We start from the raw sequence: 24,406 nt of genomic DNA, 5'->3' as shown, positions 1-24,406 counted from the left end.
CATTACAAAATTACTATTAACTTAATAATAGTATATTTTAAACTAGGGATGTATAAAAAACGATGATAATTTCTTCTGCTCCTTAGATTACAAGTACTACAATTATTATAAGGAATGCTTGATAGATAATCATAATCTATTGTTACCTATCATCCTCGCTTAGTTATTTAAGTTTTATACCTTCTAAAGAAGCCTTTGATTAAGGAGACAAATTTAAGTTCTATCGTAAAGTTGAAGTCGATATCCTAAAAGGACATGTCTTAATTAATGCTCAAGAAAATAACGTATAAATATTTATACTTTTTAAGTATAAATTTTAGGAACTTTATTTCTGTAAAAAAATAAAACTTTATTACATTTACATCCTATTGACTTGTTCTCCTATTTCTCGAATTTATGAAGATATCGATTTTAGTCAACTTATCGAATCTTAATATTAAGTGAAAGTACACAAAACAAAGTAAAAAACTTTTTCTTGTTCTGACTTTCGGAGTTCGTTAATCATCCCCTCCCTTCAGGAGTAGCCAATTCAGGGTATCCCGCCTCAATTAAGGCAAAATCACGCATACGACAAGAATCACATAAACCACAGGGTGTTTCTCCCCCTTGATAACAAGACCAAGTATGCTCAATAACAACCCCTAGAGCAATAGCGCGGTGTACAATATCTACTTTAGAATTCCAAAGTAAAGGGGCAATTAATTGAGGGGCATTGCCTTCAACTCCTACTTTTGAAGATAAATTAGCTAAATTTTGATAAGCTTCAAGATAGTCAGAACGACAATCAGGATATCCTGAATAGTCTACAGCATTAATCCCTATGAAAATCGCCTTAGCTTTTTTGGTTTCTGCTAAAGAGAGGGCAAGAGCGATAAAAATAGTATTTCTTCCTGGAACGTAGGTAGAGGGAATAATATCAGGTTCAATTCCTTTTTGAGGAACAGTCAAAGACTTATCAGTTAGGGATGATCCTCCCCATTGGGCAATATTAACATCAATAATGTAGTGTTCGGTGATACCTAAGTCTTGAGCTATTTTCTCAGCCGCTGCTAATTCTTTTTCGTTGCGTTGTCCATAGCGTAGAGAAAGGGCAATTAAATTGTAACCTTCGAAGAGAGCGATTGCAGCTGAAGTAGCTGAATCTAAGCCTCCAGATAGCAGAACAACAGCTTGAGGTTGATCCATCATTTCTTGTATACTCCCTGTTAATAATAATCTATCTTTGCAGTTATTGTGGAAAATTAACCAATGAAAAACCTTCAAACTCGCTTTAGTGAAGATATTACTGATGTTAAATGGCAATATTTAACGCCCCATGTCCAAAGAGATGCTATCATTTTCGTAACTAAACATTTAGACCTAATAGAAGTTGAGGTTGCTATTGCTCAAGATGATGTCAACTCTGTACAACATTGGATTAGCAAAGCCTTAATTCACAAACCCTCTCCCGAACAATTGACAACTTGGAATGCTGATTCCTCCATTTCATTTAACACGTTAATTTTACAACCTTTTGTATTAATTCAATCAATGTAGAATACAAATAAATTTGATAATACAAAGTTTCAACGTAATTATATTAATTTTATTAACGCTTTGATGCTTAGTAAATGTTCCTACTGAATAGGACTAAAAGCAGGCATAAACAAGAAATTTACTATTTTCAAAAGTTATAATCTGTCAATTTAAAATTATCAATTTTTTTCTATGTTATATGATTTTTTCTAGTCCATAAATAAGAGATTGTAGTTGAGTTATTTTGCGAATAGCTAATAAAACTCCTGCCATATAACAAGAGCGATTACTGGTATCATGGCGTAGAGTATAAAGTTCCCCTTTTGCCCCAAAAAGAATTTCCTGGTGGGCAATTAAGCCAGGTAGACGCACACTATGAATTCTAATATTATCATTCCCCAACCCACCTCTTGCTCCTTGAATAGTTTCTGTTTCTTTCACCGAAGGAGGATTATACGTTTTGCCCAAGTCTGATAACATTTGAGCCGTTTTAATAGCGGTTCCGCTGGGTGCATCTGCCTTTTGATTATGATGAAGTTCAACGATTTCTACATGATTAAAGTATTGAGATGCTTGAATTGCCGCTTGTTGTAATAACACCATACCAATGGAAAAATTAGGGATAATCAAACATCCAGTACTAGCTTTTTCGGCAAATTCTCCTAATTCTTTGATTTGTTCTTCGCTTAATCCTGTCGTTCCTACTACTGGCCGTACCCCATAGGCGATCGCACTTCGCACATTTTCATAGACCCCATCGGGGTGAGTAAAATCCACCATAACGCCTTGTACTTTTTCTTGGGCAGCTAAAACTAAAATACTTTGCAAATCATTAACGATCGGTACCTCTAAGGCCCCACATCCGGTCACTTCCCCGATATCTTGCCCATAATAATCAGGGTTATGATCTACTGCTCCGACTAACATCATATCTTCAGCTTGAAAGACAGCCTTAACGACCTCACGCCCCATTTTACCTGCTGCTCCGTTCACTACTACTGGAATTAAAGATTCAGTTGTCATTGATAATTATCCTGAACAATAAGTATACAAATCGCATATTTTTGTATCTTAACCTATTTAACACTTCTGCAGTCAAGTCTTCTATAATTCCAGGGATTTTGTACTAATTTGTGGGCATAAAGTAGATATTATCAAATGATTGGAGTTAATGATTTACTGAACATCCCTCATTAATCTGACAGTAACAATGGGTTTAAAAAAAATATCAATTCATTTAAAAAATAAATTACTAAAAAAATTACTCAGTGACTAATAAAAAGGTATGAAAAACTGTAAATAAACTAAGCAAAGAAAAGAAGTTGTCTAGATTAGGGACAGCAAACTTTTAAGAAAGAGTTTTTTTAAAAAAGTAAAAATGTTAGCACTACCATAAAAATCATACAATTACAGCCAATTTAATAACCTAAAGCTCTAAATTTAGAAGTAAGATATTTAATATTTTGCAAAAAATATACGTTAAAAAACTAGTTAAAAGTGATAAATACGTCAGGTATAGACAGAAAAAGTATTCCTTGGTTAAGAGAAAATAGATTATAAAGAAGATGAAAAAAAGTATTTTTTATATATAAAGCTTAAAATTTTTAAATAAAACGATTTAATTGGTATTCAAAGTCTACTTATTGCATGCCAAAAGCCTTTTAATAACTAGACTAGGTGTTGAATTAGAGAAGTTACTACCCATTCTGAACTAAGAATAGTTTTTAAAAACGTCAAATGTATTAACAATCAATTCAAATTAATTAAAAAGAGAGCTTAAGAACTCTAAAAAATTGGTAAATTTTTAACCTCGAAGTTTCTTTACCTGGGACTTCACTAGTTAATTCTACATTGTCAGTTCTGTATATCCATTGAATTTCACTGAAATAATGCACGCAGTTTAAGATAAAAACTAAAACCTAATGAGCATAACGTTTATCTTAACTACTTAAGTTAAATGATTAATCCTGAAGAGGGACAACAACTCCTAACCTCCCCCAATTTTAGCGATCATCGATCATATTAAAGTACTCGATCAACTATGTTGGCTTGACCTTTAAATTGCTGTTGTCTTGCTATAATTTCTGATTACTGATACCAATGAATGAATTTGTTATCCGGTAGTGTAGCCAATTATATCTCTTGGGTAATCAAGATTGAAAGGTGGCATTAGAGTTACATAAGTGACCGCCTCCTTAAAAAGGACTCAGAAATTGACATCAGAGGACTTAAACTGACACAAGCTTACAGAAATGTAAAGCAAGCCTGTCACGATACCTCAGATTGCTTGCTACAGTTAAGCATTGTGGATGCTTTAGAGGCATTAGGAGGGCTTAAGATAAATTGTGCCAAGAAGCTTTAAAGTCTGACAATGGATTGGCAAAAATCTCTGCAATCAGTGTCTTGAGAGAGTCAGGAAATCTCGAAGCAATTCCTCTATTGATTCCTTTTGTAACTGAATATCTGGGCAACTTCATAGCGAATTTGCCCAGATATCAGGACGTTTAGACAGTAAACAAGCTCAAAAATTCTGACAACCTTATCTCAATATTCATCAGTTGAATAAGTAGCGCAAGAAGCAAAAGTATATTTAGTCTCTTTACATCTGTAACAGTAAGAAAATTTTGTTGAAACTAGAGAAGAAAGTCTGTCACAATAAAAAAGTCATAGCATTCAAACATTAAAACTAGGAGGAAACACTTTGCCACATACTATCATTACTGAAACCTGTGAAGGGGTTGCTGACTGTGTGGACGTTTGTCCTGTTGCTTGCATACATGAAGGTCCCGGCAAAAATATTCATGGAACTGATTGGTATTGGATAGACTTTCAAACTTGTATTGACTGCGGAATTTGCATAACAGTTTGTCCAGTTGAAGATGCAATTTTTCCAGAAGAACGCCCTGAATTGCAGAAAACACCATTTTAAATGGTCTGAAATAGATGTTCTCAAAGGCTCAGGGGAGAGGTATTAAAAGGTTTTTAGTTAGTCTTTTACCCTAATTGTTGATAATGTTAAGGTCTATGGAAAATATCTTAGAAGTAGAAAGTGTTTATGCAGGATACGTTGAAGACTTCAATATACTGCAAGGGATTAATTTTCGTGTTACCCCAGGGGAATTAGTAGCTGTAATTGGTCCTAATGGGGCAGGAAAGTCCACGTTAGCCAAAACGATTTTTGGACTATTAACCCCCAACCAGGGCAAAATTATCTTTAAAGGAAAAAATATCGTTCGAGTACCATCAGATAAAATTGTCCGCCATGGGATGTGCTATGTTCCTCAAATTTCTAATGTTTTTTCCGCCTTAACCATCGACGAAAACCTAGAAGTGGGAGCATTTATTAAAAAAGGATCTTTAAAACAGGATAAAGATCGCATTTATACCATGTTTCCCCGTTTGGGAGAACGTCGTCGTCAACGGGCTGGAAAGCTATCAGGGGGAGAACGCCAACTGTTAGCGATGGGACGGGCTTTAATGCTTGATCCTGATTTGTTACTCTTAGATGAACCTTCGGCTGCTCTATCCCCAATTTTAGTTAATAATATTTTTGAGCAAATCAAAGCCATTAATCGAATGGGCAAAGCTATTGTTTTAGTAGAACAAAACGCCAAAAAAGCTCTGTTAATTGCTGATCGAGGCTATGTTTTAGAAAATGGCTGTGATCGTCTTGAAGGATCAGGAGAATCCCTTCTTGGTAATCCTAAAGTTGGTCGACTATATTTGGGCGCTGCTTATCAAAAGTGATATTAACCAACTTTACCGAACTTAGGATAATAAAAGTTTCTCAAAACCAAACATAGCCTAAATCTAGCAATAATTTTATTAATAAGCAAACTATTAATAACTAAAATAATTCTTGAATAAGATTTTTAAGATGTTAGTATTAACGATTATACATAACAGGTTGAATAGAACCTAACAACCTTAATCTGAAACAGATTAAGGGAATAAATTTTTTAAAAATAAAGGAGAAGGATTCATCTGATTTTTGGTGTTGAAGAGGTCGAGACAATATAAACATATTTAATGTTGTCAAATAAATCTATTTATCTTTAAAAAAAAGATTGAACTTTCGGTTGTTATTTCAAAAGTTATTATCTTGATTTAATCATAAATAAATACAATTTACTTTATGATTAGAGTCTATCGGCTCATTGAAGAATATTTTTTCAAAAAAAATTTTTGTTTGTAAAGTAATGAAAAACTAAGTTATGTTTTAATTTTTTTAAAAAAATCTAAGTATTATTTTTCGGTAACTAATAATTACTATTATTAGTTACCGAAAAATAAAGTGAACAAACTAAAATAATAAAGCCGTATTCCATCAATATTTTTATTAAAATCATATAAACCAACAACAAGACCAATCAATGAACTCCACGACTAGCAGAACTTTTTTAACTCAGTTATAGTTTTATCAATCGTTATCTTAGATGTTAAAAAGTAAAGATAAGCATAAAACTCTTCCCTCATAGCTTAGACGACTATCTTTTAATTGAGGTAGAACAACTTAATGTTGCTAAACAATCTTTAGAACAAAATAAGGATGCTCTTCTGCAGGAACTTATTATTAGCTTAAATGAAATCATAAGTATGATATATAGTCAGTATTTTGTTTGGCTTAAAAACTTAAATTAACTAAAAAAAAAGAATACTCTATTCAGAGTAATTTTACACAGATATGGTTCAATTTTTAGGATAAAAATATTTAATAAAAATTGAAAAATTAAACGTTAAAACCTAGTCTTTGTTGATAAATTAATTGTATAAGCTAGTCATGGGCTGTCATTATGATAGAACAACTAAATAAAAACAAGTTTATAATAAACATTTTAAAAATTTATAAAAAAATATTAAGTTCATTGAGGTATTCACTGCATCTAGTTTTTGTGCTCTTTTTACTTTTGAATGATGGACCAGTAAAAAAGCTCTTCTAACTTATAAAACAGAAGTGCTGATACCATAAATTTAACTCGTAGATTATATGGTCATAGATGATTTACCTGATAAAAAAGCCATAAAAGTTAGAAAAGTAGTGGAATCTATAGGAGTAAAACTCGTATTTTTATCTTTTTACTCTCCTGATTTCAACTTGATTAAAAACTATTAGTCACAAATTAAAGAATATTTACGCACTCAAAAATCCCGAAATTCTAGAAGTCTCAATCAATCAAACCATACAATAAAACGGTTGATTTAGTAACCGATAAAGACATATTGGCTAGTTCACCTACTACTGTTATTATGGGCTACTCAATTGAAACCCGCTATAAGAAAAAAATGAACAGGAATGGTATTTTGTATGATGTGACGCAATTAAGCACAGAGCTTTATTGTCAAAAGTCAGTCAAATCCCCTGAAGTTTGACTCCTTTAGCCACAGGAATTATATTTACTTAAAATAAAACGAATGCGGCCTTGTGTCTCTTTTACTTAAATACCCTGTAAGCTAGAACAAAAATTTAATGCTGACCTATCAAACCAAGGGAGATACCTCTTTGAGTACCCCAATCCACCCTACTGCCATTATTCACCCGAAAGCAGAACTTCATCCTACCGTAGAAGTCGGCCCTTATGCAGTGATTGGAGACAATGTAAAAATTGATGCTCGAACCATTGTTGGGGCTCATGCCATTATCGAAGGACCAATAGAAATTGGAGTTGGTAATCATATTTTTCCCAGTGCTGTTATTGGTTCAGACCCCCAAGACTTAAAATATAAGGGAGCTGCCAGTTGGGCAAAAATTGGGGACCACAATATCATTAGAGAGTTTGTCACTATTAATCGGGCAACCCACGCCGATGAGGTGACCCAAATTGGTAATCATAACCTGTTGATGGCTTATGTCCATGTTGCACATAATTGTGTGATTGAAGATAATGTCATTATTGCCAATGCTGTCGCTTTAGCAGGTCATGTTTACATTGAATCACGGGCAGTTATTGGTGGAGCATTAGGGGTTCATCAATTTGTTCGTATCGGACGTAATGCCATGCTAGGAGGGATGAGTCGCATTGATCGAGATGCCCCTCCGTTTATGATGATTGAAGGGAATCCATCACGGGTGCGATCACTCAATTTAGTCGGACTTAAAAGAGCTGGACTGACCACCCAAGATATGGGGTACCTAAAAGAAGCTTTTCGTTTCCTTTATCGTTCAGATTTTACGTTTAAAGAAGCCCTAGAGAAATTATCGAAAATCTCTGACAACGAATATGTTAAGTATCTCCACCATTTTTTGATGGCCTCCACCACAGAAGAAAAACGACGCGGACCCATTCCAGCGAAAGCTTAGGGACAAGTACCACGAGTTAACTATGGGGTTCATTTACACTTTTTAGGGAATCTATGCGAATTTTTATCAGTACAGGGGAAGTATCTGGGGATTTACAGGGCTCAATGTTGGTTGAAGCTCTCTACCAACAAGCCAAAAATCAAGGTATCCCTTTGGAAATTCTAGCTTTGGGGGGTGATCTCATGGCGCAAGCCGGGGCAAAATTGTTAGGTAATACCGCTGCTATTGGGTCTATTGGTATTGTTGAGTCTCTTCCATTTATTATTCCAACTTGGTTAATGCAACGTCGAGTTAAACAATATTTACGGAAAAATCCCCCTGATATTCTTATTCTTATCGATTACATGGGACCTAATTCCGCCTTTGGCCAATATGCTCGCAAGCATTTCCCTGAAGTTCCTATTATCTATTACATTGCCCCTCAATCTTGGGTCTGGGCTCCCAATAGTAAAACTATTCAACAGTTCGCTCATATTACTGATCTTCTCTTAGCAATTTTTCCTGAAGAAGCCCGATTTTTTGCAGAAAAAGGTGTTACAGTCAAGTGGGTTGGCCATCCCCTACTAGATCGCATGACTAAAGCCCCTAGCCGTGAAGAAGCCCGTCTTAGGTTAAATATTGACCACGATCAAACGGTAGTCGCTTTATTTCCTGCTTCCCGTTATCAAGAGTTGAAGTATCACCTTCCTCTGATGTGCAAAGCAGCCCAAAAACTCCAAGAAAAAATTCCTGATCTTCATTTTTTACTTCCTATTTCTCTGAGTGAATATCGCGATACCATTAAAACAACAGTTAACGCCTATCAACTTTCGATTACTTTGCTTGAGGGACAAGAGGCTTTAGAAGTAATGGCGGCAGCAGATTTTGCTATTGCTAAATCAGGGACTGTTAATTTAGAATTAGCTTTACTGAGAATTCCTCAATTAGTATTATGTTTAGTCAATCCTTTAACGATGTGGATTGCTCGTAATATTTTAAAGTTTTCTATTCCCTTTATGTCTCCGCCGAATTTAGTGGTGATGGAGGAAATTGTTCCTGAATTATTGCAGGAAGAGGCAACCATAGATCGCATTGTCCAAGAGTCTTTAGAGTTGCTGCTTAATCCTGAACGTCGTCAAAAAACCTTAGCAGATTATGACCACATGTGTACTATGTTAGGAGAGGTAGGAGTCTGCAATCGCGTGGCTATAGAAATTTTAGGATATAAACACAAGTAACTAAGGATTTCATGAGCATTATCAACAACCAAGATTTGAACAATTTCTATTTATTTCTAAGAATTTTTAACTCTATAACTAAAGATTTTTAAATTATTTTTGTGCGATTTTTTAACTAGTTATACCTAAAGAAATGACAGAATAGTATCAGCAATGGGAATAATTACCATGACTATCAAAACCGATACTAACTCAGTAGTTATTCACTTTGCCCTCTGTTTTACTTTAATAAAAATTATTTTCTTATTATCTTCTTGCTGTCGTTATTAATTCCTATTAATTATACTGAAATTTTATGTAAAAAATTTGAGGTAAAACTAAAAGATATAAAGAAAAAGTTTAATTGTCAAGAATAGGTTTCTCAAAACCTATAATTATATTTATAATTATAAAAAGTTTTTTTTATATAAAAGCATGTTATGCTGAATCTTTTTACTTAATTTATACTTATGGCATCAAATGTTTAACTCAGTTTAATGAATAGAATTCTAAATTTAGACGTATTTACCATTACCTGCTTTTATATTTTAAATGGTTTAGAGATAGTTTTATTTCTTTTAAAAAGAGACTTAACACAAGGTCATATTTATGATATATAAATGTAATTTATACAAAAAAACTCAATAAAAATAATGAATAAATCATTATAAATTTGCCTTAGATAGATTGAATACCCTCTATATCACTATTTAATAAGAAACGATCTAATAAAAAAAAATAAATAAAAAGCTTAACTAAGTCAGGACATAAAACGTTAATAATTTCATTTTAAAAATACTGATGAAAAGAGAACATTTTAATCAGTATTTTTAAAATAAAAAATCTTAAAAAGAAAACTAAGAGTAGATTATATATATAACAATTAAAATTAGCTAGCTGATGATAGAAAACTTATCTGTTATGTTTAATAACATAGAAAATAGATATTAGGTTGAAGAGATATTATTTACTTTACTAGTTAATCTTACGATACAGATTCGGTAAAAATAACAATTATTAGGTAGATTATCCAAGGACAATAACTTAGGAATAAGAAAATATATTTTTTATATATAGCTCTCGTTCAAGGATAAAGGAGTTGAATAAATTTATAGAATAATCTGTAATTGTTAAAAAATAATTAGAAAAAGAAAGTTATAAAAGTAAAGACAAAAAGCAATCTATCTCCCAAAAAACTAAAAAGTCTAAACTGTTGTAAATTAAGAGATAAATGAAGTTGAAAAATATGGCATAAACAAAAGGACAGATACGATAATTATTCTTAATAATGACTCAGTGTATACAAGTTATTTAGTTAAGTATCAACTCAAATAATAAAAAAAAGTCGTATTTATCTTGCGCACCTACTTATACTTTAAAAGTTAACTTAGCAGAATAATAATTGTATTGAGTACATTTTTACGAAATAACTATAAACATATTTAAAAATACAAAAATTGTATAGACTTACCACAAGATATACAAGTTTAAATAATATATATTTGACTTTAATTATTTGAACATAGAAATATATCTATTTCATTGATAGATGCCTAAGACACACTAAAATACATAGTTAGTTATCCTTATGTTATTTTGACTATTAAATTAATTGGTTGTTTAGAATAGCTACTCAACAAAATTTTGGTTTATTCCAAGGATAAAGTTATTAAAAGTAAAATTTTTTTCTGCTAGAGCTTTCTCTAGGTAAGAAAATTTTTAAAAAAATAAATTTAAAAAAGATAATCAAAGACTAATAAAAGGTAATGTTTTTTCTGGTATTTGAGATATTATAAAAATAATAAGTATTAGGGGATTGTACTAATAGCTTAATTTTTAAAAATTAAGCTATTAGTATTAGGCAACATAATATTATTTAGATTAACAGCAATTAATTTACAAAATCCTAAATACTTTAAGATAAAGATATTTAAAATAATTAAGTAGCAAGTAAATTATAGATATAAGTTTGGCATAAACAATTGATATTTACTTTATATTAAAATATATAAATATATTTTAATATAAAGTAACAATCTTAATTAATGAGTTTTTTAGCAGTAGGTTCTTGAATGAAACTAAACGGAATTAAAGAACTATAGAAATACTAATACAAGTTTACTAATTACTTCTGTTCTGGCTAACAATAATAATTTTTATTTATATAAATAAAAGTAAAAAAATAGAAATATATATTTAGTCTAATAAATCAAAAATTAGCAATGACATTAATTTCGTTAACAACTAATAAGATATTTATTATGTTTTTATCCTTTTTATTACTTAATAAAAAGGATAAAAACATTACCTCATAAACTCAAAAAAATTCTTTACTTGAGACAAAAATACTTAGTGTTGTAGAACAATAGCTAGAATAAGATAACGATAATACTCTACAATGACTAAGTATTTGCTTACACAAAAAAATATGTTATGGTCAGTACTCCTAGCATGTATCATTAAGTCTAAAAACTCAACTTAAACGAAAAAATACTTCACTCCTTGACACATTACAAAAACTGATTCCAAAACTTCGGACTCAGTTTTTATTGAGAAGATCGGAGTTTGTCTAGTCATGACTCATTACTCTAACATAATAATTTAGAAAAAATATTATGTTAGTTAAAATAATTGCTAAATCTGATTTTTTTTAGCTACCTTTACTTTTGAACACTAGAGAAATAAAAAAGCTTTCTTTACTCGTGAAATAGAAGTGCTGACACCATCTATCCTACTAGTAGATCATGCGCTTATAGAGAATTTACAGGCTCCTAAAGCTGCAAAAAGCAGAGAATTGATAGAACACCTGGAAGTAAAAGTTGTATTTTTACCTCCTCTTTCTTCTGATTTTAACTTTATTGTAAACTGTTGATAAAAAAATGAAAATACTTGCAAATTCAATAAATTCATGATTCTTAAAATATCAATCAAGCGACTGGTTAAATAACTGATCAAGACATAATTGACTGATTCATCTATTGCTGTTATTAAGAGCCACCCAATTTAAAATTGTTATATATAACTAATACATGAAAAGATCGTGGTTAGTTTTTAAGGCTAACATAGTGTAAAACGCTCTACAGCTTAATTTTTAAAGATAAATGAAATAACATTAAACTCTGATTAAAAAATCATAAATGATTAATTAATATAATTCTCGATATAAAGCCTTTATTAATCAAAGTTGTATTCCAGATAAGACAAAACTGTAACCCAATAGCCACAGAAGTAGAAGTTACCGTAGCAGTAACGATTAAGGTAGAAATTATAAATAGACTAAACTAAATAGGCTAAACCGACCGATGCAAATACAATCTTCAGTACTTGAAATCTATTAACAAAAATTTTGCTATAAATCATAAATATCCGATTCTCAGCAAGTACCTCAAATAATATCAGTTATACTCAATTAATTCCAAATTGAAAAATCTATTTAAGGATGTGTAGAGTAAGCAACTTATTATCAATTCGTTAACTAGATTTAAGAACATTTACAATGAGTTTATTCCTTTATATTTAAGCATTTACTATGGAGATTAGTCTTTTTAATACCGATCATGCAACTTTTAAAATTATCTTAAAAGATTTATCTATTCAACAACAATTACAAAAACAATTATCATCCTTATTAATCAGTTCACAACTTTTTAAGGAGTCCTCATTTAATTTACCGCAGAAAACTTTAGCTGTCTCCCGTTTATCCCATCCTACTCCGATTACTTATCGTTGTGCGATAGCTATGCAACTGTCAAGTCAGCTGTCTCTATCTCCTATTGAGATTGCACAACAGGTATTTTCTGTTTTGAAGGCTCAATCTAATCTTGACGATCAAGAATTGTCCCAATCAACTTTGACAATGAAACTAATTCACCCAGGGTGGTTAGATTTTGAGGTGAGCGATCACACTCTTGTCCTTTGGTTACAATCGTTAGGACAAAAGATATTTTTCCAACCTAACTTACCTGAAATTTCAAGAAAAGCTGAAAATCTGTTTTTTATTGAATATACTTATGCGCGGTGTTGTTCTTTATTACGTCTGGGGGAGACAGAGGGGTTAATTACTTTTCAATCAAAGGCTTTGGACGACTTAACATTGCCTTGGCAAGCTCCCGATCCTATTCCTTGGCTAAAAGATACTTATCAATTACGGCTTACCCATCGAGCCGCCTTAGCCCTCATTAATCAGGTGATTATCACTGTTGATCGGTCAGTTAATAATCCTTCAGTAATCTGGAATAAGCTTGGAACTCAGTTAAGCGAATCTATTTTAGATTTCGAACGTCATTGCCGAATTTTTGGAGATTTAGCTCAAAATGATTTCCAGTTATCCCAAGCTCGATTAGGATTAATTGCCATAAGTCAACATTTATTAAAGTGGCTGTGGTACAGTCACTTGGGAAATTTTCCAAGATCCCAATTGTAATTTGTGACGCCCAAATCAAAAATTTTCCTTAAGGAAAGTGACAAATCCCTGTGAGTTATGTATACTCTTACCAAGTGTGAGGAGCGAACCAAAAAGAGAGCCAAGACGAAACATGGAAAGTCGTTGGCTCTCTTTCTGATTTTTGGGTAAATGATAGTGACTAAAAATCTAACAGGCAGTATTAAAATCTAATTTCCTAACTTAGAAATGAAAAAATTTAGTTGAAACTAGATTTATAGAACTTCAGTTCTAGTTATAAAGTCTACCGTCTACAATGGCAAACGAGCTTCTCTGTTCGAGAGTATGCCATACTTCTTAGATCAAGATTATGGTTCTCTTGAACCACCAGTTCTACCCAACTTGCACGGAGGTTTTTATAACGTAAAACTAAGTAATGGCTGCTGTCGCAAGTAACTAAAAAAGCAAATAGGTTTGAGCGTCTATCATTAATATTGTCAATCGTTTCGACAACTAGATTATTCTTAGCTAATTTTATGTAAGCAACACTATTGTATCCCGTTCCTCTATTTTCATCACTCGTAGATGGTGTTGCACTGATGATATACCAACCTGCTCCCAAGAAACCACTATATAAAAGGTTATAAACGACCCATAATTGTGCAAATCTAAAAAGCCATCAATACGATTATTCTCTACTGGACTAACATTCAGAAGATAAAGATTGTTGTAGAGAACTTAGTCTAAATCCTGCTCGTTCTGAACGTATAAACTGAAATCTTAATCTTCTGTGTGATTGACGTTTTAGTCTCCGATCCACATATCTACAGAATCAATTTCCTAATTTATTTCTTATGTCCACCTAGTTATAGGTTACTGTGTTTACCTTAGTTAAATTATCATAAATATATAGTTTTTTATAAACCTAAAGTAGGATTAAAGCCAATCAGAAAAAAAAATTGGAGTCCCCTTGGGAAACAACTAACTGCTATAGCAGCCTAGGACTATGTATAATTATATGTCTGTCTATAGATTTAGATAACCATTAATGAGAGAAACCTTGTGGAATTTAATTCCAAGAGGAAATATAAAATAGCTGGATATACTTGACCAATATTTTGCTAAAGATATGGAATTATTCGGAAAAAGGTCTTGTGGATAAAAGATAATGCCAAATAGTTTTCTAAGGAAAAAAAATTATTTCAGGAATTGCTAGGGAATGTTTACCGACTTACTTTTTAGAACTAGAGCTGTGAGAAAGATGATAGGTGATCGCTAAAATTAAAAAGAAAAAATTATTAAGATAAGAAATAGTTATCATGACTTATCCCAATAAATTAACTGTTAGCTCTAATTCACATCTCTATACTTAGTATTTAATTTTAGTATTTAATTGCTAAATAGCAATGTTCATAGTGTAATCGGTTTTCGATATTTTTGGGCATTGATATTATTTATAGTAATGATATGTAATGAATAAAAACAGCCAAAATTGACGATTTTAAATCACAAAAAAGAGTCCTTTTTAATTAAATATAGAAGTATAAAAGAACAACTATTTTTTATAGACAACAGAAATTATAAAGTCTTTCAATGTGTTTCAAGACTTTATAATTTAATATTATATATTTATCCTAATAAGATAATTGAAGCTTAAATAAGCTTAGCAAAATATATTTTTTAAATCAAATGAAATTAATTTATCGAACATTGCCATCGGATATTCAAGTAATTATGTGCAATTAATGACTGTCTATTTAAAAAACAGAAAACAAATTGAACTCAGTTACTTAGTGCATTATAAGTTTTTATTAAGTGAGTAACAATGAAGTATAAAGAGTAAATCAATAATTAAAGTCAAAATCAAAAATAATGAATTATTGAAATTATCGCGACTTTATTTTAGAGCATTTTAACTAAAATTTAATTCCCTTACCTTCTAAGATATTTGGTCATTGTTGAACATTTTTCGGTTACCATAATCATGTAGTCATTGCTTTATCTATGTTAGAAACTGCATATCTAATGTAATTTGTAGATGTGTCACTCTCTATACTATAGTCATGACTATAGTCATGAATTTTTCAAATTGTTAATATTCGCTATGACTTAGCTAAATGTTTGCCATCAGCAATCAGTAGGTAGTGTAAATTATATGCCTTCTTCTCGACAGGAAATTCATCTTCAACAAGCTCATGCTAGCCTTCAGCATGCTCTGTCTTGGTATGGGAGTTTTCGTCGTCATTGGAATCGTCCCCCTGATCCTAAACTCCAAGCTGCTGTTCGTAAAGATTTACAAATCCTCAAAGGAGCTTTAGATAAACTTGAACAAAATGTCATTAGAATTGCGACTTTTGGTTTAGTAAGTCGAGGTAAGTCTGCTGTTATTAATGCTTTGATTGGACAAACACTTCTCGATACAGGTCCTCTGCATGGGGTGACTCAGTGGCCGAAATCTGTTCGCTGGACACCTCCTGGCGGTAAAGTTTACGTAGAATTTATTGATACCCCTGGACTAGATGAGATTGAAGGAGAAACTAGGGCAAATATGGCTAGAGAAGTAGCCTATCAAGCTGACTTAATTCTGTTTGTGGTAGCGGGGGATATTACTCGTACTGAATATGAAGCATTAGAGCAACTGCAACGTAGTCAAAAGCCCCTAATTTTAGTGTTCAATAAAATTGATCTTTATCCTTACCAAGATTGTCAAGAAATTTATCAACAATTACAAGCAATAAAAATAGACAAGAAAAATCCTATTCTTTCTCCCGAAGAAATTGTTAGGGTAGCGGCTCAACCCCAACCTATTCTTGTAAAGGTTCAATATCCTGATGGTAAAGTGACAGAAGAATGGGAAACGCCATCTCCTCAAGTAGAGGAGTTACGCCAAAAAATATTAACTGTTCTGAATCAAGAAGGGCGATCATTATTATCTTTAAATGTCTTAATGCAAGCAAAAGAAGCAGAAGAGAATATTGCCAGAAAAACCCTGGAAATTCGTCAAAAAGAAGCAGAGACTATTATTTGGAATTTTACTAAATCTAAAGCCCTAGCTGTTGCAATTAATCCTCTTGCCTTTTTAGATATTATTGGAGGGACGATAACTGATTTGGCTTTAATTCGAGCTTTAGCTCGATTGTATGGATTGCCTATTACCAGTTATGAGGCGGGAAAACTTTGGAAAAAAATTCTTGTTAGTTCAGGAGGCTTATTATTAGGGGAACTGATCACCTTATTCGTTTTGGGAATTGGAAAAAGTACTTTTGCTGCCGTTAGTTTTTTTGAAAGTCCAGCCGCATTAATGACGTATGGGAGTACAGCTACAATGCAGGGTGGAATTGCCGGGTATTATGCTTACATTGTTGGGAAAGCGGCTCAAGAGTATTTAGAGAAAGGCTGTAGTTGGAGTCCGGTAGGTCCAAGTACTATTATCCAAAATATTATTAGTGAAGTTGATCCTCATACTCTTATTTATCGTTTACGAGAAAAATTATAGAGGTTTAAAATTAAATATTTTTCCATCATAGCAAAAACAATAATATGAAAATATATTTTCAAAGAAATACTCACCATCTTCATAATGAGTTAATTGTTTTATCAATAACTATTTTTTCTAATCGCAGAATCACACAGATTTTTATGATATAATCAACAATATTTTTAGCATTCATTCTAATAATTAACTAACGATAAAATAGTCAAGATAAACTTTCTAGTCAATAGTGACTTTCCTTAAGTAAAATATCGTCATGTCTTCGAATTTCTGCAATTAGTTCTTTTAAATTAGTTACAGCTAATAAATTTTTCCCTACATATTGTTTAAATCATTTTACTGAAACCTCCTGAGTTCAGAGGCTCAGTTCAGTTACATCTTCAAGTAAAAGATATTATTTTTATTCATTATATTTAAATAATAGTAATTTGTGTTTTCAAGATTATTGAACTTCGTATTTTTGATAATTGAAAGACTAGCTAACTTAATTAATTACTTAGTGATTATCTAAAATAATCATCTGCAGTTAACTAAATTTTTAGCCTAAATATATTGAGCGTATAGGCGTTTTGTATAAGTAATTTTTTTCTTCTCTTCCATCGTTACTAATAAGATTGTCTTGACATCCCCTGCGAAATCACGATAGTGATTGAGGATGGAAGACTATCAATAGATAACTTATTTTATGGTTCGTGAACAGGAAACAAAGCACTAGGAAAATCTTCAGCCGCAAGACACATGTTTAATGCTTTAATCGGAGTTACATCAGGGAGATTTCGGTTGACTGCAATGACACATTCTGAATAATGCCCTGGACGCAAACTTGCTCGACAGGCAGTCAAAAGAGTTAACAAAAAAGGTTCTGTTAAAGTAGTTGGCAAGTTTTCAGTAGATGTTTCAGTAGATGTTAAAGAAAGATTAGGAATTGCATTATAAATATCCGCCACACAGTGACCTAAATCAATAGGTCGCCTCACCTGATAACAAGCACTAAGGGCATCATCCCCTTCAATAGGAGTAGCTCCATTAATCATGGTAACACATTGGGATAACTCTTTAGGAATCAGTGCATCGGAACAGGCTAATGCAGCTTTGTCTTGTTCGACCCCATATTGGGCAATTTCAGTGATACAGACATCGAATTGATTCCAATCTGCATTCCCAGCAACGACGGGTAGAGAGGACATTTTTGGAATCAATAAACTCACGGGAATCAGAGCAATGGTAGTCAAAGACTGTAGGCGTGCAAGTAACATTATCATTGAAGTTCAAACCATAATTACCGATGAAATTCATAAATTATCTCGGATCTTAAACATAGATACTAAAAAAAATCAAGTTAATTTATAATAGGTAATTAATTTTACCTTCCTAGTTGGGATACACTTTTAACTTGTTCTTGTGACACGACTTCATTTTATCCATTATGGAATTTCCGAAAAGCATACAGAATATATTGAATCATACAGTTCGTTCCTTAACCAGAACAAAAAAACTATTAGGTTTACTCAACTTCTCAAAGTTATTGGGGCACGTTCTGTCGTAATTCTAACCAGTTCTTTAGTGAGAGCTTTTTCAACTGCATAAATTCTTCAATAAGTTGAACTGAGTCATATCATAGAAGTTGTTCAACTGCTCTCTCTTAGAGGTGATATTCAAACCGGATTAAGTTAGTAGTTGAACTTTTCCCAGCATGGAGAAGAAAGCCATCTTGCTTTAATTAGTTAAAAATCGAATTAAGGTAGTTGGGCTAAAAGTTAAGTTAAAAAATTTTTTTAGGATAAATTAGTTGTGAAAATAGTAGTAATTATTGGCTCGAAGTTGTTCTTGAGTACAACTTTAATGGTTGAAAATATTTTTTCTATTAACTATTTCTAAATACTTTCTTTAACTAGAGGTAAAATTTTATCCGTTTTTACTGGAGTTATTACGTTAAATATGGAGTATTGAACTTGGGTTTAATTTTTTATATTTTTCATTTCTATACAGATAATTCAATAAGAGTGTATTCGGGTTAGTAATCATAGTATTTCACCGATGATCTATGTGTAAAATTGGCAACCAGTTAAGTTTAATAATAGGGCAAATGTCTTAGCAGTAGAAAGTTTATTTAAAGTTAAAGTCCAGACAATAGATTTGACTAAGGCTTAATCTAAGGTTTTAGAAAGACAGGTAAAGGTAAAAATCATACAACTTTCAGCACTTTTGTCGAAATCTATTTTTTTATTATCTCCTAAAATACTCGTGAATACTCGTATTTACATTAAAACCATCAATGGTATCTTTAGTTACACAGTTGGTGTGAAAGATAGAATTTATCTCTTGTTACTGTTTTATAAACATCCTTAAAAAACATAATAATAACAGTGATTAAGTAATATCGATGTAGGATTATAAATAATTAATATGCAAATTAATATGCCATTTACAACAATTTTAAGAAATTAAATATAAAAGAAATAAAAAAGAATATAATTTTTGTTAAGACTGTTTTTTGCAAAGGAAATATCAGAAAAATAAACAAGGTATAATATCCTAGATAGGGTGTTATAGATCAGTAAAATAACTTATTAAATAAATCATTAGATTCTAATCTAATCAAAAATAGTAAAGCTATAAACTTATCTTTTAATTAATTTAATTGCCTGATTAATATCTTATTAATAAGTAAATTTTAAAATAGTTAAATATTTTTAATATAGCGATCTCTAGATGCAAACTAGCCTAAAATTTAGCTAGTCTAATTAAAAAGACAAGAACTATTAAAACTGTTTTCTACCCAAAAATATTTTGCATAATAAAAGCAGAAAGATTATTCCTATATAGAGGAGATAAGTAGTTTAATAAATTCTAAATTGGATGAGACTATTAGGACATATGATCAGAAAAATAATTCCTAGATATTTCTTAAAAAGAAGAGAGAAATTATAGGATTTTCTAAGAAGTAGAAGAAAAAAATTGGAAGGAAGAAAATAAAAAACATTTTAAAATGCTCTCAGAAAAAAGAGTTAGATATTATGTCCTCTTCAAAAAAATTGAAGTAACTTCCGCACTACAAAACTTAGACAACCCAATAGGTTTGCTTACGTTTGGACAGTTGGACTCAATCAAACCTCTCGGGAGTAATTTTTAACTAGAATCCCTAAAAGTATTTTAAATAAGGACTTAAGATGATCTAATATAAATTATTCTAGAAGCTACTACACCTAAATCACTGTAGAATTGGTTGGTGAGGACTTTAGATAAACTTCCTGATCATAGAATCTGGTTTAGCTTAAATTTTTCAAGGAGTTCAGTTCTTTTAGGGGAGATTGTGAATCTACTCTAAATATAAATCCATTAGTCTTAAACTTAAGAATATTGCTTCTATTTCCCATTGGCAAACAATGCATAGATTTGTAAAACCTAGACCACTTGTCCTTTGGTGTTTTTTGGGATTTGTTGTAAGCTGGCTCATCAGTTGCAACCCTGGAGTTCCGACAGCATCTAATCAAGAGTTAGAATTTTGGACAATGCAGCTTCAACCTAAATTTACTACTTATTTCACGGAGATTATCAATTCCTTTGAGAAGAAGAATCCAGAGATAAGTATCCGTTGGATAGATATACCTTGGGAAGCTATGGAAAGCAAAATTTTAACAACAGTGTCTGCAAAAACTGCCCCCGATGTGGTTAACCTTAATCCTAATTTTGCTTCTCAACTGGCTAGTCATAACGCTTGGTTAAACTTAAAATCCTACGTTTCTCCGGAGGTTCAACAGCAATATTTACCTAAAATTTGGCAAGCAAGCACGCTCGGCGATGTTAATTTTGGCATTCCTTGGTACTTAACTACCCATATTACCCTTTATAATCAAGAATTGCTCTCTCAAGCTAATCTTAAAACCCCGCCAAAAACCTTTGCCGGGTTGGCCGAATTTGCAAAAACATTCCACAACGAAACGGGCAAATATGCCATGTTTATTACTTTTGTACCTGGAGATTCTGGGGAGGTTTTGGAATCTTTAGTGCAGATGGGAGTTCAGCTAGTGGACAAACAAAGAAAAGCTGCTTTTAATACCCCTGAAGGTGTTGCCGCGTTTGGCTATTGGGTTGATATGTATCAAAATGACTTGTTACCTCCTGAAGTTTTAACCCAAGGACATCGCCATGCGATCGATTTATATCAGTCAGGACAAACAGCTTTACTTTCCTCAGGGGTCGAATCTTTAGCCAGTATCGAAAACAATGCTCCTACTATTGCTAAAGTTTCGGCGGCTGCTCCCCAAATTACGGGAAAAACAGGCAAAAAAAATGTGGCAGTGATGAATTTAATTATTCCCCGTGATACTGATAAACCAGACGATGGAGTGAAATTTGCTCTTTTTGTCACCAATACGGAAAATCAACTGAGGTTTGCCAAACAAGCGAATGTTCTTCCTTCGACAGTAGAGGGTGTCAAACTGTACATAGAAGACTTAAAAAAACAGTCTGAGACTACAACTCTCATCACTCAAGCCCTTCAAGTTAGTGCAATGCAGCTTGAAGATGCTGAAGTGTTAATTCCGTCGATGACAAATATTAATAAGCTGCAACAGATTATTTACGAAAATTTACAGGCTGCCATGCTTAAAGAAAAAACTGTTGAACAAGCAGTTCAAGATGCGGCAGATACTTGGAATAATATTGCTTCGAGAATGAACAATGAATAATCACCTCTTTTTGAAACAGAAATAGCTCCACCCTAACTCTCCTCCGGAGGGAATTGATAGATAGTCATTTTCTTTTTTCCTCCTTTTAATAAAAGGTTTTAGAAATAAAAAAAATAATTGATTATCAATTTTTTGGATAAAAATTATGTTTACATTCTGGTTTTTATCTAAAAATATTGCCAATTACAAATCTACTTGGGACAAACTGCTGTTGAATATAAAACTTGGTTAGCTCATGATTTAAAATGGCTAATTAAAGATGTTTCGACAAGTTAGTCTAATTTATTAGGCTTGAAATAGTTAGATTTTGTTGACTTTCTATTTCGTCCAAAATCTTATAAAAAAGTGATATTAAAATTGTTGGCTTTTAGTCCCCACATGCAGTGGTAACAATTTTATATTTTTGTTTAAAAGAGAATTCTAAGTTTTACAAGCTCTAAATCACCCTCGTATTCCTGGCTATCGAAACTATTTTGAGGTTGCTCTAGAAAATAGTTATGGCATTTCTTGGTTTGCCTTGGTACAAGACTATATCCTAGGGATATTTTTACCAGAAATTTTGGACCAAAGAGAAACATTTTCAGAACAAAGAATTTGATTTATTGCGACTGAAATTCTCAAGATACTCATCTATCTTCATCGACTACATCCCCAGTTTAAGATCAAGATATTAAACTTAGTAACTTGATTTTTAAAGAAGATAAACAAATTGATTTAATTGATTTTGGAGCAGTTTAGGACCAAACTAATGTCACTAAATTGTGGCAACTAGTGGTTTTACTTCCTTAAAACAATTTTTGGGATAAGCATTCCCTCCATCCAATTTATAGGCTTTAAGAACTACTTTGATTCATCTATTGACAGGAATTTCTTTAGCTGAGTTACCTAAAAAAGAAGGTAGTTTTAAATTAGAAAACTAAGTTAAGATTAAACTCTATCTCAAACGATGGTCAACTACATTAATTTCCATTAATGTAAAAAATTGCTGTAAAAATGAAAAACAAGCTTTAGAAAACATTAATTTAGGCAGATAAAATCTAGACTATTATCTTCTAACAGCTTCTTTATCAAGTTTTTTTTTAAAGAAAATAAATTCACAAAATAAGAAATAGCATTAAATATACGTTTCTGTTGCTCTACTATTAATTACTTTAAAAAGATTAAAAATAACTATCTATTTAAAGATAGTTTTTTTAAAAACTACAAAATGCTTAAAATCTTAATGTTAAGCGTTTTGTAGCAATTGTAGACATATTGTTACAAAATATCTCGATTATTTTTGACTCATTATCAATGAGAGTAGAAGTCTACTCTACATTAATTAGTTTATTGATACTACTTTACTTAATATTTTTTTAGCAAAAATTTACCTATAAATCAAAGAAAGAACCTTCAAAATAAAAGAGAAAATTATAGAATTTATTTTTTTAAAAAAGGCAGAATATTGACCTCCTAATTAATAAATTTAAAAATACATTATAGCTGAGAAAGGAAGATTTAAATTAGTTTAAAAAATGAATCCAATAAATAATATTAAAAGTTAGTCAGTTAATGCGATTTATCTCTAATCTATTAGATAGAAGTTAAAGCGTTAACTAAAATTTATGTTTGAGATAAAGACAATTGGCAAACTACAAAATAGAGAAAAGTAAAACTGGTTAACTTTTAGTTTTACTGCAATACTTGTTTTTGTTTTGCTTAACACCAGTCTTTGTTCTAGAACACATATAAATCTTATATATTTATATTGTTTTTAGCTAAGTAGCCTAAGTTTTAAAACTTGATTAGTTACTTGACAAATTATAATAGTGACTCCACAATTTTTTATTGTGTTGAACCTGCATTTAATTTGACAAAAAATATCAATCTAGTCTCTAAGATTTAAGAACTTTTCTTTTCTTCATATTGTTACTATAGTAGCAAAGGATCCCATTGACCTACCGAAAGACTTTATATAAAAATCTTGGCATGATTTAAGTTTATAGATTAGTAGTTTCGTAAGGTCTTAACATTTTTACTCGCAATTTTACTGACTTATACTTAGGTGAGTATAAATCAAGTATTAATTCTTGTTAACTTTTCTGAGGAGTTACTTATGTGAGATTTTAAAATCTCACATAAGTAACTATATTTTGTCGCATATAAGATTTAAGTATAGCTAACGGGAACAGTAGGTATCAAAATTTAAGTTCTAAATGAAGATAGCAACCTTCATGATAAAGGGCTCTTTATCAACCACTAAACTTAACTTAATCAATTTCTCCACACTATAGTGATTATGGAAACTATTAATGTCAACTAAATTTCAATTTTTTTGAATTGATTCAAAAATATCTAAAGTAAAGATTCTTAAGCAAGAGGGGTTGATTTTTGTACCCTTAATAGGTATAAATAGATATATAACTGTATAGGAATAAAACCCTATGAAACAAACTAATAACCGAGCAAAAGAAATCCAGGAAATCACCGGACTTGAACCCAGACACTTTGCCGATTTAGTGAGAACCGGGCAATTGATTTTTGATCCAACGGGTGGTGTCTCTGGGATGAGACTCGAAGTTGATTGGTCTTACTTTGGTATTTCTGACAACGTTGCCGAAGATTTAAAGAAATTTGGAGAAAAATACCAGTATGCATCTCCCCATATTCCAATTGATGTTGTTTGGGAGCAGTTGACACCAGAAACTCGTAGTTGGGTTATTGAAAACAAAGATAGTTTATGGAAAATTGAAGAAGCTTTTCCGGCACTAGATGAAGATTAATATTGACAGAGGACTGCTTTTTAATACTAGTATTAAAAAGCAGTCCTCTCCGTAAGTGGCAAGTTTCACT

Annotated in this window: 12 protein-coding genes; 9 read left to right on the top strand and 3 right to left on the bottom strand. The window is 31.7% G+C overall.

Features of this window, described 5'->3' with window-relative positions; all coding sequences use genetic code 11:
* Positions 1 to 501: 501 nt before the first annotated feature.
* Entirely contained in the window at positions 502 to 1,242 is a 741-nt protein-coding gene (gene queC / locus P3F56_RS04190; protein ID WP_342637180.1) for a 7-cyano-7-deazaguanine synthase QueC, read from the bottom strand.
* Between the two features lie 6 nt (positions 1,243 to 1,248).
* Between queC and P3F56_RS04185 the strand changes: the two genes are divergently transcribed.
* A complete protein-coding gene (locus P3F56_RS04185; protein ID WP_281153527.1) occupies positions 1,249 to 1,536 on the top strand; it encodes a DUF2288 domain-containing protein in 288 nt (95 codons plus the stop codon).
* Positions 1,537 to 1,710: 174 nt separating this feature from the next.
* Here the strand turns inward: P3F56_RS04185 and dapB are convergent, their stop codons facing one another.
* Entirely contained in the window at positions 1,711 to 2,538 is an 828-nt protein-coding gene (gene dapB, locus P3F56_RS04180; protein ID WP_281153526.1) for a 4-hydroxy-tetrahydrodipicolinate reductase, read from the bottom strand.
* Between the two features lie 1,678 nt (positions 2,539 to 4,216).
* Here dapB and P3F56_RS04175 point away from each other — a divergent pair.
* From P3F56_RS04175 to P3F56_RS04150, 6 genes are all read left to right on the top strand, one after another.
* Positions 4,217 to 4,444, top strand: a complete 228-nt coding sequence (locus P3F56_RS04175) for an indolepyruvate ferredoxin oxidoreductase subunit alpha (RefSeq protein WP_281153525.1) — start codon at positions 4,217 to 4,219, stop codon at positions 4,442 to 4,444.
* Between the two features lie 95 nt (positions 4,445 to 4,539).
* Positions 4,540 to 5,262 (top strand): ABC transporter ATP-binding protein, encoded by a 723-nt coding sequence (locus tag P3F56_RS04170; RefSeq protein ID WP_281153524.1) that lies wholly within the window; start codon positions 4,540 to 4,542, stop codon positions 5,260 to 5,262.
* Between the two features lie 1,720 nt (positions 5,263 to 6,982).
* Entirely contained in the window at positions 6,983 to 7,813 is an 831-nt protein-coding gene (gene lpxA, locus P3F56_RS04165; RefSeq protein ID WP_281153523.1) for an acyl-ACP--UDP-N-acetylglucosamine O-acyltransferase, read from the top strand.
* 53 nt (positions 7,814 to 7,866) lie between these two features.
* A complete protein-coding gene (gene lpxB, locus P3F56_RS04160) occupies positions 7,867 to 9,030 on the top strand; it encodes a lipid-A-disaccharide synthase (RefSeq protein ID WP_281153522.1) in 1,164 nt (387 codons plus the stop codon).
* Between the two features lie 3,508 nt (positions 9,031 to 12,538).
* On the top strand, positions 12,539 to 13,432 hold the full coding sequence (locus P3F56_RS04155; protein ID WP_281153521.1) for a hypothetical protein: 894 nt from the start codon (positions 12,539 to 12,541) through the stop codon (positions 13,430 to 13,432).
* 2,113 nt (positions 13,433 to 15,545) lie between these two features.
* Positions 15,546 to 16,886, top strand: a complete 1,341-nt coding sequence (locus tag P3F56_RS04150) for a GTP-binding protein (protein WP_281153520.1) — start codon at positions 15,546 to 15,548, stop codon at positions 16,884 to 16,886.
* 680 nt (positions 16,887 to 17,566) lie between these two features.
* On the opposite strand, the gene P3F56_RS04145 is transcribed toward P3F56_RS04150, so the two are convergent.
* Positions 17,567 to 18,145 carry a hypothetical protein gene (locus P3F56_RS04145; RefSeq protein ID WP_281153519.1) on the bottom strand — a complete coding sequence of 193 codons (579 nt, stop codon included), beginning with the start codon at positions 18,143 to 18,145 and terminating at the stop codon, positions 17,567 to 17,569.
* 2,124 nt (positions 18,146 to 20,269) lie between these two features.
* On the opposite strand from P3F56_RS04145, the gene P3F56_RS04140 reads away from it, so the two are divergent.
* Together P3F56_RS04140 and P3F56_RS04135 are read left to right on the top strand one after the other, a co-directional pair.
* Complete coding sequence (locus P3F56_RS04140) at positions 20,270 to 21,574, top strand: ABC transporter substrate-binding protein (RefSeq protein ID WP_281153518.1); 1,305 nt, start codon at positions 20,270 to 20,272, stop codon at positions 21,572 to 21,574.
* Positions 21,575 to 23,997: 2,423 nt separating this feature from the next.
* Positions 23,998 to 24,336 (top strand): hypothetical protein, encoded by a 339-nt coding sequence (locus tag P3F56_RS04135; protein WP_281153517.1) that lies wholly within the window; start codon positions 23,998 to 24,000, stop codon positions 24,334 to 24,336.
* The last annotated feature ends 70 nt before the right edge of the window (positions 24,337 to 24,406 follow it).

Origin of the sequence: cyanobacterium endosymbiont of Epithemia clementina EcSB, assembly GCF_029919255.1 — a bacterium.
In the GTDB taxonomy this organism is placed as follows: Bacteria; Cyanobacteriota; Cyanobacteriia; order Cyanobacteriales; family Microcystaceae; genus Rippkaea.
The sequence above is the reverse complement of the archived record's forward strand: the minus strand, read 5'-3'. Positions and strand labels throughout refer to the sequence as shown.